Raw genomic sequence first — 13360 nt, 5'->3', positions numbered from 1 at the left:
CGCCAGCCGCAGGGCCTTGCGGGCATGGTCGCGGTGCCATCCCGTCGTCGCGCACAGCTCATCAAGAATCTGCTTCTTCACTGCCCGGTCCGCCCGGGCGTAGCGGGTGGCGATGACCTTAGTGACAGCCCTGCGTTCACTCATCGAAAGCTCCATGGCTCACAATGCCGACGCGGCAAACACCACCCCGGCGGACACGCCGCTACGCGGGCATTCTCAAATGATTCTTCGAACACCGCCACGCGGGCATCTTTGATGAGTCAACGCGACCTCTTGACCCCTCCCGGCAATCGGGACCACACTCGTTACTGATACCAATTTCGAGATTCGTGAATCCCCGCCAACACCCCATAAACAGCGCCATGTGCTGAGCCGGACAGCGGATTGTTGACGGGCCCGTGCCGCGATTGGGGGCAGGTGGGCATGAATACCTAGGCTGTGTGCGTTTGGCGGGTTCTGTACGTTCTGCGGTGCACCGAGGCCCAAGCCCCGGCGGCCGCTGCCAATTTATGTAGAGTCTCAAATCCGAGGAGCACCTCATGGGCCAACGGTCGGTTGTTGAGTGGTGGGATGAGCTTGATGAAGTCACGAAGAAGTGGCTTGTCGAAAATCCCGGTTGCGTGGTTCTTCCGCGGACCGTGGCAAACGTCGTTCACAAGGCCTCAGGCGGTCACCTCGCCCAGGACCAGCACGGCGAACACCAGCTGTCAGCCGCGGAGCAGTCGTTCATCAGGGCAAAGATCAAAGCTGCCCAGGTGTCGGCAGGCAAGCGCGCGTAGGTCCGTAGCGAACGCGTAGGCAACGCGACCCTGCCGACTAATGGTCAGTCACATCAGTCAATGTTGCAGGGGACGGCCGTGACGCGGCACTTAGCAGCACAGTGGAGCGGGGACCGTCTGCTGCAGACGGTCCCCGCTCCTTTGGTTATTGCGGATTAGTGGTGGCTAGTGCCGATCACCGCGTTCCCGTGGTGAAGGTCCAGCTCCGGGCGACGAACGGGTTGCCGGCCAGGTCGTGTATCGAGGACGAGATCGACATGGTGTACGTCCGGTTCGCCGCCAGAGTGGCCGTCGGGTTCAGCGTCACCGTACGGGTGGCGTTGTTGTAGCTCACCGCGGCGGGGATGACCGTTGTGCCGAACCGCAGCACCACCGTTCCCGTGCTGGCGCCGGTGATCGGTTCGCTGAAGCGCGTCGTCAGGTTGGCCGTCCGGGACACGCCCCGTGCCGAGATCCCGGGGCTTACCGAGACCAGTGTGGGGGCGGGCCCTGTGGTGAACTGCCACGACGTGAACGCCATGGAGTTTCCGGCAGTGTCGCGGACAGAGGAGACTGCCACGGTGTAGGTCCGGTCCGCCAGGAGGTTCGCGGTCGGGTTCACCGTGGCCGTCCGGGTCGCGTTGTTATACGTGACCGTGGCGGGGATGACGGTGGTGCCGAGGCGCAGGACCACGGTCCCGCTGGTGACGTTGGCCACCGGCTCGCTGAAGGTGACAGCCAGGTTGTTGCTCTGGCTGACCGACTTCGCTCCGGCTGCAGGGGTCCGTGCCGTGATGGTCGGGGCAACGAACTCCGTGCGCGGCGTCGCAACTGCCGTCCGGGCCGACCTGGCCCCGGTGCCGGCCGAGTTGATCGCAGCCACGTCGAAGGTGTAGCCGGTGGCGTTGATCAGCCCGTCCACGACGGCGCCCGTTCCGGTGCCGACGGTCAGTGTCCGTGCCGGGGTGGTTTCGGAACCGACGAACGTGCGGACCTCGTAGCCGGAGATCGGTGCACCGCCGTCGGAGGCCGGAACGGTCCAGGCCAGCGTCGCTGCCGCGTTGCCCGCCGTGGCGGTCAGTCCCGTGGGAGCACCGGGCGCGGTGGCCGCAGGCGGCGGGGGAACCTCGACGGTTGCCGCAGGAATCACCACGTTGGATGCTGCCGAGAACGGGCTCGTGCCCTGGGCGTTCGTTGCCGAAACCTGGAACACGTACTTGTTGCCGTTGGTCAGGCCCGGCACCACGAGGCTGGTGTCCGTACCCGGGGCCGTGAGCAGGCCGCCCACCTGGACGCCGGCCGGGTTCGTCGTCACGTCGAGCGTCTTCACGTTGAAGCTGCTGGCGATGCCGACGATCGGCACGGTCCAGGTAACCGTGGCCCGGGCGTTGCCGGCGGTTGCGACGCCGATGACCGGAGCGTTGGTGACCACCGTGTCGGCGAAGCCGAGTTGCTCGATGTTCCGCAGCGTGTCGGTGCCGTCGGCACCGACGTTGTCGGTGACCGTCGTCGTCGAGCCGGGTGAGCCGAGGGTGCCGTCGCCGCCGGTGGTGGTGACGGTGTAGTTGGCCTCGGGGCCGGAGAACACTGCGGTGTCGACGTTGCCCGCGGTCTGGGCCGCCGTCGGCGTGATGACTTCACGGACTGCCACCAGGTTGCCCGGGTCGATGACGCCAGCGGCGACGTCGGCCTCCAGGGTGTGGGGGTTGCCCGCCTGGTAGGTGTGCTCCATGAGGTCGGTGCTGCCGATTTCGGTTGCCGGGTCGCTCGGGTTGGTGCGGACGCTGATCCGGACCTGGACGTAGCGGTCACCGTCGAGGACATCGTTGGCGCCGCGGCCTTCCAGCCGGTCGCTGCCGAGGCCGCCGAGGAGGATGTTGCCGTCGCCCCAGACCGGTCCGGTAAGGGGGCAGGCTCCCATGGCCGAAGCCGCCGCGATCGGTTCCAGCGGTGTGCTGGGTGCCGGGAGGATGTCCCCCAGGCCGGCGATCCTGTCGATGCCTGCCTGGTCGAGGACGTCGCAGCCGCTGAAGCCGGCGCCGCCCACGGTGCTGGGCACCCGGTCATCGCCCTTGATCACGTCGTCGAACGCGGATCCGGAGTTGGCTTCCGTTTCCTGCCACCGGTCCCGGTTGACCACAATCTGCAGCGGCAGGCCGCCCAGGTTCTGGTTGATCTTCATGTCATCGTTGGCGCCCACGGTGTCGTACTGGTGGATGGCCCAGTCGAACCCGGCCGCACCGGCGAACCGGTCAATCGCCGCGTTGGCAGCCATGAGGTCGTCGCCGCCTTCAGCGTCGTAGTCGTTCTCACCGACCTGGCCAACCATGATGTCGTTGCCCGGCTTGGTCTGCGCCGGGTCATCGAAGAACGGAGCACCGTGGTCGCCCTGGAGCAGGTCCTGCCCTGAGCCGCCCTCGATCCAGTCGTCGCCGCCGTCGCCGAACACCGCGTCCGCACCGTCGCCGGCCCGGACGAAGTCGTTGCCGGGACCTGCGAACGTCTCGTTGTCATTGGCGCCGCCGTTCATGAAGTCCTGGCCGTCGCCGCCCATCATGATGTCGTCACCGATGCCGGCATTGGTGTAGTCGTTGCCGGGACCGCCCTTGAGCACGTCGGCACCGGACAGGTCAGTGATCCTGTCGTTGCCTTCGCCGCCGAGCGCCACGTCGTCGCCGCCGTTGCCTTCAATGACGTCGTTTCCGGCGTTACCCCAGAACGTGTCATTGTCGTTGCCGCCGGTCACCCGGTCCACGCCGTCAGTGCCGTTGTACACGGACTGGCCGTTGATGCCGGAGGGATCGACGGTGTTCTTCTCCTGGTACTGGATGGTGCCGTCAGGCTTCCGCAGGAGCAGCGCGTTCTCGTTGCAGTCGGTGGTCGTGGTGTCGTCTGCGACCGTCGGACCGAATGAGGTGAACCCGGCTGGCGTGCCGGAGAGGTTGCCCAGCTGGAACTTGCAGTCAGCCGTTGCAAACACATCGGCCTTGAGCGTGTTCACGCCGTCGGTGTTGCGCATGATCATCTCGGAGAAGCTGTTGCCTTCGAGCTGCGTGCGAAGGTTCATACCCGGCGTGCGGGCCAGGTAGTACAGCCGGTCGCCGTTCTGCAGGTCCGTCAGCTGGTTCTCGAACACGTAGTTGAAAGTGCTGCCGAGGAGGCCGCCGAAGAGGTTGGTCTTCTCCGCCAGGCCGCCGACCCACAGGTCAATCTTGTTCAGGCCGGTTTCCTGGTTGGCCCAGGCGCCGGAGCTGTTCATGAAGTCGATCATGTCCGCCGTGGGAGGCACGGCATCGGGGCCCGGATCCACGATCGCCTTCGCGGCTGCACGCTTGTCCGCCAGGGTCACGGCGTTCACGATGCTCGGGTAGGTGCCGTAGGCGGCCACGAAGTTGATCAGCGACTCGGGGTGCTTGATGTTCTGGCCGAAGTCAGCCCAGCTGGTGTACGGGGCAAGCTGGCCGTCACCGGTGGAGTCGTGGAGCTGGCGGCGCACCTCGTTTAGCGGCGGAACGCCGGCTTCACGTGCACGGGTCATGTTGATCGTCGCGAGGTCAAGCGGCAGGCCCAGCAGGTTATTGCGGAGCGTGTCGGTGACGAACTCGTCGAGCTCATTGCCCGTCTGGTCGCTCATGCCCATGACCACGGCACCTGCGGCCTGCTCGGAGGTGAGCTGGTTTCCATGGCCGTCGTCGGTGAACGACGGCGGGTTCAGGAAGCCGTTCAGCAGCGGGATCGAGTTGTCCGTTCCGTCCGGGTTGGTCCGGGCGATGGTCTCCGTCAGCATCGAGTGGCCGAACCGGTACACCGCATGCGCGAACTCGGCGTGGATCGCGGAGTTGACGTCCGTGTGGTAGACGTGGAACGGCTGGACTGCGGGCTGGACCTTGCGGGCGAACTCCTCGAAGACGAGGTGCTGGTATTCCATCTCCGTGACGAAGCGGGCGGCCTGGAAGAGGCGTTCGCCGTTCCATCCGGCTGCGCCCCCGGCCAGCTTCCATTCGGCCAGTGCGGCGGTGCCGGCGGCCGAGGTGTCGTTGGTCAGCGTGTTCTTGAAATCGTCCACCAGCCGGTCGTGTTCCGAGTGGAAGATCTGGTGGATGGTCGTGAGGCCGATGTTCTCGTTGACACGGCCGTCGCCGGCGATGAAGTGCGCGTTCAGCATTTCGTCGTCGTAGGTGCCCGGGGGCTGGCTGGCGAAGTCAGCGGAGGCGACCGTGTCGGCGTCGGGGATCGGCGCAACCGGCGGGGTTGACGGGTTGTGGTCTGTGTCCTGCGGGGATGGGTCCGCATTGTGCGCGATGTCGGTGAGGAACGGGGTGTCGAAGTACCGGACGTTCGCCGGGACCAGGGTGCCGAGTCCGCCGTTGTCGGCGCGGTTCGCCTCGATGAGACCGCCAGCTGTGACGAACTGCGGGAGTCCGCGGGCCGGACCGGGGATGAACTTGCCGTAGGGGTCGACGGCGAGCTGCGGCACGTTCAGGACGTCCTTGTCCAGGAGCTGGATGCCGAGCAGGTTCTTGGCCTGTTCCTTGACGTTGGCCCAGTTGGCCATGCCCTTCTCCGCGTTGGTGCCTGCGGCGCCGCCGAGCAGCTTGCCCGTGGAAACCGGCTTGCCGTCGGGGTCGTTCACGTACTCGCGCAGGAAGACCTGGTGGGACGGGTGCGACGTGTAGGTCTGGGACTGGTCCACGTATGGGGAGTCTGTGTTGGAGGCATTCTGCTCATCGTCTGCAGTTCCCATGATGCCGTCAGGGCCGGGAAGGTTCTGCGCACGCGTCAGCACCATGAAGCGCTGGTTGGCGGGAAGGTCGTCGGCGTTGCCGAAGATGTGGTCCGGTCCGGCTACCAGCGGGTCGTCAGAGCGGAGCGGGACAAACACGTTGCCGCCGCTCTTGACGGTCTGGTCCACGCCGTGGTCGAAGAACTGTCCGAACAGCGTGAACATTGAGTTGTAGGGTGGCGAGAGGCCGACGTCGGTGGTGACGTTCGGGATGAAGAGCGTGTTGTGCGACGGCACGCAGCCGGCGGGAACCCCCGCCACTGGCGGGGTGGCCAGCGGATCCGGGTCGGTGGTGCAGGGGTGGACGCCCACGTTGCCCTGGGTGCGGACCGGGAATCCGGCGGCAGCCACGGCTGCAGGGTTCGTGGAGGTCTGGTCCACGATCAGGTTACTGATGTCGCGCGGCTTGCTGTCGAAAACGTTCCCGCTCTTCTGCTTGTAAGAGGTGGGGCCGGGCGGACCGAAACCGGCGGGCACGGGGTCTGCATCATTGAAGACCGGCGTGGTGTAGCGGGGGAACTTCTGATCAGCGGCGCCGTAGGTTTCACGCCCGGCCAGGAGGTTGTTGCACGATCCGTCGACGGTGCGGAGACCGTACGAGGTCAGCGCGTCCGGGATCTGGTTGGGGCCCGAACCGATGAGGGCGCCACAGGGGCCGGTGGCCGACGTCGTGTTGGCCACATGGGCTTCAGCGATCTTGATCTGCTTGAGGATGAACGCCAGGTCTGAGGCCGTGACGGTAAAGCCCTGGCCCACCGGGGCGGTGACCGCGTGGGCCGCGATGGTTGCCGACTGGCCGATGGCCGCCACCAGGGACATGACCACGCCGGCCGCAACGACGCGGTTTGGGGCGCCGAACAGGCGCCGCCGGCTCCCCTGTGCGTGCTTCGGGCGCCGTGGCGCTCCACGGGACGACGTCCAATCACCTCCGACGGCTTTTATTGGGTGGAACACTTTCATGACGCACCTGCTTATTTTGTTGATAGAACGCTCTGATTGAACGTTGCATTGGACGGTGCAAGAGTGCGGAGGATGCCTTGCGGAAACCTTGGGCCGTTTTTGCCGCTAAAGACGCCGATCGCACCGGCGGCAAGGCGTGCGCCCGGTGCTTTCTAGGTCGATTTGGCGCCGCGGGGGCGCCGGCCTCCCCCAGATCAGGGGGTCCACCCACTTCAGACGGCCGGCCCTGCCGGGGCTTTCCGCAACTGGAGCTGGCTAGGATTGCCCGCCGCGTGATTCTCAGAGAATTCCCAGTTGTCACCAAGCCTGTCCGAAGGATTGCTATGGAACCTTGTGCCCAGTTGCCACACAGATTCGTGGGACTGCCGCTAGGAAGGCCCCGCACCGCCTCTCACCACGTGTGCGGGGCACTTTCCTCTGAGGTCGTTGGAAGGGATACCCACTGACCGGAATCACCATTCGCCTGTACTCCTAATCCCTACTTTTCGGTACGCCTAAATCTCGGTTATCCTCGTCTTATCGGTACCCCAATGACGAGGATGGATGATGGCTGTTTCGACCCTTTCAGAACGCAGTGCTCCGGCACGGGTGTGGTCGCGCCTGCTGCTGTTGGGCCCGGCGTTCGTGGCCGCCATCGCCTATGTCGACCCGGGCAACGTTGCGGCGAACCTGACGGCCGGGGCGAGCTACGGCTATCTGCTGGTCTGGGTGCTCGTGGCAGCCAATGCCATGGCCGTGCTGGTGCAGTACCAGTCCGCCAAGCTCGGCCTGGCCACCGGAATGAGCCTGCCCGAAATCCTGGGCAAGCGATTGGGGACCCGTCGCCGCCGGGCGTACTGGGCCCAGGCGGAAATCGTGGCCGGAGCCACCGACATGGCCGAGGTGATCGGCGGTGCCGTCGCACTGAACCTGCTGTTTGGACTTCCGCTTCTGGCCGGCGGCATCATCATCGGCCTCGCGTCGATGGCACTGCTCTCGCTGCAGTCGAACCGGAGCCAGAAGTCCTTCGAACTGGCCATTCTGACGCTCCTCGGTGTCATAGCCGTCGGGTTTGTGTCGGGCCTGTTCGTCAATCCGCCGGACGCCGGCAGCGCCCTGACCGGTCTGGTGCCGCGCTTTGAGGGAACCGACACCATCCTGCTTGCGGCGAGCATGCTCGGCGCCACCGTGATGCCGCACGCCATTTACCTGCACTCTGCCCTCGCCCGGGACCGGCACGGCTTCTCCGAGAACCCTGTGGTGCGGACGCGCCTGATCCGGGCCACCCGCTTTGACGTGGTCGGCGCCTTGCTTCTGGCCGGCGTCGTTAATATCGCGATGCTGCTGCTGGCAGCCTCGAGCCTGCGCGGCGTGGAGGGTACGGACACCATTGCCGGTGCGCACGCGGCGGTGACGTCGGCACTGGGTCCGGCGATCGGCGTCGTGTTCGCCATCGGACTTCTCGCCTCGGGCCTGGCCTCCACCTCCGTCGGCTGCTACGCCGGCGCCACCATCATGGGCGGCCTGCTGAAGGTCCGTGTTCCGCTGCTGACCCGCCGGGTAATCACCCTGATTCCGGCGCTGGTGATCCTCGGGGCCGGCATCGAGCCGACGCTGGCGCTGGTGCTGAGCCAGGTGCTCCTGAGCTTCGGCATTCCGTTTGCGCTGATTCCGCTGATCCGGCTCACCGGGAAGCGCGAGGTTATGGGGATCCATACCGATTCGATGCCGCTGAAAATCGCCGGCTGGACCAGCGCCACGCTCATCGTCGGCCTGAACTGCGTGCTGATCGTCCTGACCGCGTTGGGCGTGTCCTGACGGATCGCCTTAGGTCATCCTTCCCGTCCGGCCACCTTGGGAGGCATTGGCGTCACCTGTATCAGCAGCAACTGCCATGCCCGCCCGGAGTACGGTTTTCTGGACATGTGACTCGCTAGTCCCGAAATGCCCAACGGAAGGTAAATCCACATGACCACATGGCTCATCACAGGCTGCTCCACCGGACTTGGCCGCGCCCTCGCCCAGGCCGTGCTCGCCCACGGCCACAACGCGGTGGTCACCGCGCGGAACGTGAACGCGGTAAAGGACATCGCGGCCGATTACCCTGACACCGCGCTGGCTCTCCCCCTCGACGTCACCGACAAGGAACAGATCAGTTCGGCGGTACAGCAGGCGCGGGCCCGCTTCGGCGGGGTCGATGTCCTCGTCAACAACGCGGGCTACGGCTACCGTGCCGCCGTGGAAGAAGCGGACGATGCCGACATCCGCCAGCTGTTCGACACGAACCTCTTCGGCGCCGTCGACATGATCAAGGCAGTCCTGCCGGACATGCGGGCCAAGCGGACGGGTGCGATCCTGAACATCTCCTCCATCGGTGCGCGCATCTCGCCCGCCGGCTCCGATTACTATTCCGCCACCAAGGCGGCCCTGGAGGGCCTGTCGGTTTCGCTGCACAAGGAACTCCAGCCGCTCGGCATCAGTGTCACGGCCATCGAACCCGGCGCGTTCCGCACCGACTTCGCCGGCCGTTCGCTCACCCAGTCGGCGACGGCGATTCCGGACTACGCGGAGACGGCAGGCAAGCGCCGCAAGGAGCACGACACCGTCCACGGTACCCAGCCGGGCGACCCGGCCAAGGCAGCGGAGGCGATCATCGCCGTCGTCGAAAGCCCCACTCCGCCGCAGCTGCTGGTGCTCGGCCAGGACGCGTACGGCGCGTTTGCCGCCGTCGCCGACGCGCAGCGCACGGAACTGGACCAGTGGCGCGGCCTCAGCCTCAGCACGGGCATCGACGAGTAACAAAACGGCGCAGGTCCACCCGCGCTCCTGTGCGCGGGTAGACCTGACAGCGCAGCTGGGGAAGGCCCTCTCGGTTCCGTTACCACTGGCCCCGTTGTCGGAGCTCATGTTCAGCCGCCACACGCATCTGCCTGAAATGGCGTCGGGCTTTTGGTGCCCGGCCCGTGCCTGGCGCGTCGGCGGAGTCTTCCTTGTCGCTTGCCCAGCGGCGCATTAGTTCTACTTTGTCATCACTTGCAGAACGCAGGTCCCGTTCAAAGTCGGACAGGCTTTTCCACCAGAGTGTCGCCATGCAGCCTCCTTGGCCGGGGCCGCCGCCTACTCGGCTTCGAACCCGAGGCGGTCGCGGACAAGTTTCGCGACGACGGCGGCGTGCTGGTTCTTGTCCGCGCGGGCTTCCGATTTGAGCGTCGCCAGATATGCGACGTACGCGGCAGTCCGGGTGTCGTAGGCCGCGGCGCGCGTTTCGAGTGCGAGGGCAAGAGTGGCGTGGGCCTGGGCCAGCCTGATCTGGAGTTCGGCGTCAACATCGGCGCCTGAGAGTGCTTGCTCGGCGGAGGCCAGCAGGGACCGGGCGATGTCGACATGCTCATCCGCGGCGCGCTGGCCGAGGTCTGGCTGCATTGGCTCTGCCTCTCTTCGTTCTGCTCCATGCTCAACCCGCGACGGCGGACGCGAGATGTGGAGTAAGCCTAAAGCACGATTCGCGGTCCTGGTTATGCCGCTTTCATGGCCCCGCCCGTCAGCTCAGGGCAGACCAGCCGCGATTTCCTCGACGGCGCCGATAAGCGCGGTCAGCGATTCCGGTCCGCCGTGCCCTTCGTTCTCGACGACGATGAGCCGGCTGCCCTCCCAGCGCTGATGAAGGGCCCAGGGCGTGATCACGGGCCCGCTCACGTCTCTACGGCCATGAATCATATAGCCGGGAATTCCATTGAGCTCGTGGATCCTTTCCATGATGGCTTGCCCGCCGCCAAGGAACGAGTCGTGGGACCAGTAGTGGGTGACAAGGATGGCCAAGGTCATGCGCCCGAGGTCGTCGTCAAACATCGGCCCAGGCTGCCACAGCGGATCCAGCGAGACGTGCGTCGACTCCCACCGGACCCATGCCAGGGCAGCCGCCTCGGCGTCGTCCCGGTCCTCGCCCGCGAGGCGCCGGGCGTACGCGTCCACCACCCGTTCCCCGGACCGGCATTTGGCATGGCTTGAGAACTCCGCCCACGCTTCCGGGAAGATCCGGCCCACGCCCTCGGTGATCCACTCGACCTCGTCGCGGCTCCCCGCGGTCACGGCCATCAAAGCGATCCCATGCACACGGTCCCGGTGCTGAAGGGCATATGCCAAGGCGAGCGTGCTTCCCCACGATGCTCCTGTGACTATCCATTTCATGACCCCGAGATGCTGGCGCACAGCCTCAATGTCCTCGATCAAGGCCTGGGTGGTGTTGGCCGGCAGGGAGGCAAGATCGTCCTGGACGGCCGGCGTGCTCTGCCCACAGCCTCGTTGATGCAGGCCGATAGTCCAGAATCTTGAAGCGTCATGGCGGGTCCGGTAGCCCTGGCCCGAGGGAGCGCCGGGGCCGCCGTGGAGGTAGAGCACGGGAATCCCCGCGGGGTTTCCCGACGTCTCCCAATAGATTTCCGCGCCACCCACTTTTACCCGGCCCGCATTCTCCCCCGTCATCCAACAAAGGCTACGAGATGGACCTCGGCAGGGGTAGGGTCGGTGCAGGCGTCGGATTGTGAATGGGGGAACCGATGAGGCTTGAGGGTTGGCACATCGTCGTGTTTTTGGTGTTGGTGTTAGTGGCAGTTGCCGTCGTCGCGGTGGTTTTCATCGCCCGCTGGATTCTGCGGATGGCCAAGGGACGGCCCGACGGCGAAGGTTCGGGGCCGTCGTGGCATTAGAGGATACTTCTGCGGTGCGCCCGGTTCGTCCTCACGGCCGTGGTCCGGGGACCGGGGAGGAACGCCGGGCGGTCACCCACCGAAGTGCTTCAGCCCGCCCACTGGCTGTGGCCTTGTGGCTGTTCGCCGCCGGCACGCTCACATGGCTCCTGGTTGCCGGAGCCACCAAAACCGGGCTTGAGGCGGCGCCCTGGCTGGTCCTTGTGTCCTGGTTCGCCTACGTTGCCCAGTGGCGTCCGTGCCTGCGCGTAGACGGCCACGGTTTAGAAGTGATCAACGGTATGCGCGATCACCGGATACCGTTTGGGGCGATAGAGGACATCGAGGTTCGCTACACCACGGTCATCTGTACCGCCGGCAAAAAGTATGTCAGTTGGGGCGCGCCCACGCCTCCGTCCGCATTTGAATCCGGATTCCAGCATCTCAGCGACTTGAAGAGCCGCCCGTACACCGTCCTCCCGAGCAACGAGCGGATCAGCCAGCCGGAGGCGAAAACCGGGCGTGACGCCATTGTGGCCGCCTGGCAAAACGCCCGTCATGCAGGATTCTCCGCTAGCCGGGACGGAGTCACGTCAACTTGGAACATGCCTGTGGTCGCCGTCGGAGTTGTTGCGGTACTTGCAGTGGCTGTTACGGCTCTGTTCTAACCCGGAGCACCATCGGGACCACGTCGAACGGCAGGAGCTGATAGGGGGTTTCGCCCTAAGCGACAGGAGCTGAGGAAGCGTCGGGGGAAAACCCGCAGGAGCTGATAGAGCGTCGAAGTTAGAGCCATTACGCTGGAGCCCCTGACGGCGAGCGGGGGCGGCACCAGAGTCCATTTCAGCCTCGACCTCAAGCTGCCGGTCCTCATGCCGGTCCTGGACTCACTCGTGACCAAGACCATGGAATCCGAGGTTGCCCAGCTTCAAAAGCTGAAGGAAGTCTTCGAAGCCCGGTAAGTTACCCGGATCTACAGCCGGATGTGGCGGAACAGCGCGGCAGTCCCCATGCCGCCGGCGATGCTGATCATGGCCAGGGCCAGCTTTCCATCGGGAGCCGCGGCCGGATCCCGCCGGGCCTGCGCCAGAAGGCGGGTCACCAGCACGGCGCCGGACGCACCGTAGGCATGGCCCAAGGCCAGCGCCCCGCCGTCGGCGTTGGCCCGCAGCGGATCGATCCCCAGATGATCCAGGCAGGCAAGGGTCTGTGAGGCGAAGGCCTCGTTGAACTCCACAAGGTCCACGTCAGCCGCGTCCACCGACTGCGCGGCCAGCAGCCGTGAGGCGGCGGCGGCTGCACCGATACCGAGCAGCTGCGGCTCCACCCCGGCCGTGTCCGTGCCGAGTACGGCCAGCCCGTCGGCAGCGCCCAGTTCCCGGGCCCTGGCCAGGGAGGTGATCACGACGGCGGCCGCCCCGTCCGCGTCGAAGCACGAGTTTCCGGCGGTGACAGTCCCGGACTCCACGAATGCCGCGGGGAACCGAGCCATGAGGGCCTCGCTGAGTTTGGGCCGGGGACCGTCGTCGGCCGTCACCGCCGGTGATTCCGGTGCGGTTCCTGACGCGGCGGGCAGCGCCACCGTCTCCCGGGCAAACGTGCCGCTGGCCTGTGCGGTCACTGCCCTGCGGTGGCTGCGCAGGGCAAACTCATCCTGCCGTGCCCGGCTGATGCCGTACTCCCGGGCCACGTTCTCGGCCGCGACCCCCATGTCCGGGTCGCCGTGGCTGGGCGGCGCAAACTGGGCGCGGCTGAAAAAGGCGGGTTCGCCGTCGTCGTTCCTGTGTGCGCGCAGCGGTGCCGTGCTGATGCTTTCGACGCCGCCCGCAAGGTAAGTGCCGCCGCCGGCCGCGACGAGCCGGGACGCGAGGACGATGGCGTCCAGGCCGGAGCCGCACTGCCGGTCGACGGTGAGGCCCGGGACGGTGACGGGCAGGCCGGCCTCGAGGGCCGCGAGCCGCGCGACATTTCCGCCGGCACCCACGGCGTTGCCGATGACGACGTCCGCCACGTCGCCAGCACCGACTCCCGTTTCCGCAAGCAGGGCCGTCAGAACCGGTGCCAGGAGCTCGTGGGAACGCAGGTGCTTCAGCGCGCCGTTAGCCCGGCAGACGGGCGTGCGGAGCGCGGCGATGATCACCGGCTGCCGGTCGTCGGAAAGCCGGAATCCAGGAAGCCCCGCCCCCGAGGGCACG

At 66.2% G+C, this 13360-nt stretch carries 9 protein-coding genes; 5 read left to right on the top strand and 4 right to left on the bottom strand.

The window, feature by feature from the left end:
- Nucleotides 1-539: 539 nt before the first annotated feature.
- Nucleotides 540-779, top strand: a complete 240-nt coding sequence (locus tag ACFVTE_RS19915) for a hypothetical protein (RefSeq protein ID WP_387103404.1) — start codon at nucleotides 540-542, stop codon at nucleotides 777-779.
- Between the two features lie 175 nt (nucleotides 780-954).
- Here the strand turns inward: ACFVTE_RS19915 and ACFVTE_RS19910 are convergent, their stop codons facing one another.
- A complete protein-coding gene (locus tag ACFVTE_RS19910; RefSeq protein ID WP_387103402.1) occupies nucleotides 955-6501 on the bottom strand; it encodes a peroxidase family protein in 5547 nt (1848 codons plus the stop codon).
- 546 nt (nucleotides 6502-7047) lie between these two features.
- Between ACFVTE_RS19910 and ACFVTE_RS19905 the strand changes: the two genes are divergently transcribed.
- The gene (locus tag ACFVTE_RS19905; protein ID WP_387103400.1) at nucleotides 7048-8298 is read left to right on the top strand and encodes an Nramp family divalent metal transporter; all 1251 of its coding nucleotides are present in this window, start codon (nucleotides 7048-7050) and stop codon (nucleotides 8296-8298) included.
- A 150-nt stretch (nucleotides 8299-8448) separates the two neighbouring features.
- On the top strand, nucleotides 8449-9279 hold the full coding sequence (locus ACFVTE_RS19900) for an oxidoreductase (RefSeq protein ID WP_387103398.1): 831 nt from the start codon (nucleotides 8449-8451) through the stop codon (nucleotides 9277-9279).
- A 318-nt stretch (nucleotides 9280-9597) separates the two neighbouring features.
- Here ACFVTE_RS19900 and ACFVTE_RS19895 read toward each other — a convergent pair whose 3' ends face one another.
- A complete protein-coding gene (locus ACFVTE_RS19895) occupies nucleotides 9598-9903 on the bottom strand; it encodes a hypothetical protein (protein ID WP_387103396.1) in 306 nt (101 codons plus the stop codon).
- Between the two features lie 123 nt (nucleotides 9904-10026).
- Nucleotides 10027-10962 carry an alpha/beta fold hydrolase gene (locus ACFVTE_RS19890; protein WP_387103394.1) on the bottom strand — a complete coding sequence of 312 codons (936 nt, stop codon included), beginning with the start codon at nucleotides 10960-10962 and terminating at the stop codon, nucleotides 10027-10029.
- A 74-nt stretch (nucleotides 10963-11036) separates the two neighbouring features.
- Between ACFVTE_RS19890 and ACFVTE_RS19885 the strand changes: the two genes are divergently transcribed.
- Both ACFVTE_RS19885 and ACFVTE_RS19880 read left to right on the top strand, forming a co-directional pair.
- Nucleotides 11037-11186, top strand: a complete 150-nt coding sequence (locus ACFVTE_RS19885; RefSeq protein ID WP_387103392.1) for a hypothetical protein — start codon at nucleotides 11037-11039, stop codon at nucleotides 11184-11186.
- Between the two features lie 113 nt (nucleotides 11187-11299).
- Nucleotides 11300-11833: a hypothetical protein gene (locus tag ACFVTE_RS19880; protein WP_387103391.1), complete on the top strand. Its 534-nt coding sequence runs from the start codon at nucleotides 11300-11302 to the stop codon at nucleotides 11831-11833.
- A gap of 305 nt (nucleotides 11834-12138) precedes the next feature.
- On the opposite strand, the gene ACFVTE_RS19875 is transcribed toward ACFVTE_RS19880, so the two are convergent.
- The gene (locus tag ACFVTE_RS19875; RefSeq protein WP_387103389.1) at nucleotides 12139-13359 is read right to left on the bottom strand and encodes a thiolase family protein; all 1221 of its coding nucleotides are present in this window, start codon (nucleotides 13357-13359) and stop codon (nucleotides 12139-12141) included.
- Between the last annotated feature and the right edge of the window lies 1 nt (nucleotide 13360).

Source organism: Arthrobacter sp. NPDC058097 (assembly GCF_042884885.1).
Lineage (GTDB): Bacteria > Actinomycetota > Actinomycetes > Actinomycetales > Micrococcaceae > Arthrobacter.
The sequence above is the reverse complement of the archived record's forward strand: the minus strand, read 5'-3'. Positions and strand labels throughout refer to the sequence as shown.

Coding starts and splice junctions, on each gene's coding strand:
- ACFVTE_RS19885 (WP_387103392.1), top strand. CDS start 11,037: ATGAGGCTTGAGGGTTGGCACATCGTCGTGTTTTTGGTGTTGGTGTTA.
- ACFVTE_RS19915 (WP_387103404.1), top strand. CDS start 540: ATGGGCCAACGGTCGGTTGTTGAGTGGTGGGATGAGCTTGATGAAGTC.
- ACFVTE_RS19895 (WP_387103396.1), bottom strand. CDS start 9,903: ATGCAGCCAGACCTCGGCCAGCGCGCCGCGGATGAGCATGTCGACATC.
- ACFVTE_RS19900 (WP_387103398.1), top strand. CDS start 8,449: ATGACCACATGGCTCATCACAGGCTGCTCCACCGGACTTGGCCGCGCC.
- ACFVTE_RS19910 (WP_387103402.1), bottom strand. CDS start 6,501: ATGAAAGTGTTCCACCCAATAAAAGCCGTCGGAGGTGATTGGACGTCG.
- ACFVTE_RS19890 (WP_387103394.1), bottom strand. CDS start 10,962: ATGACGGGGGAGAATGCGGGCCGGGTAAAAGTGGGTGGCGCGGAAATC.
- ACFVTE_RS19905 (WP_387103400.1), top strand. CDS start 7,048: ATGGCTGTTTCGACCCTTTCAGAACGCAGTGCTCCGGCACGGGTGTGG.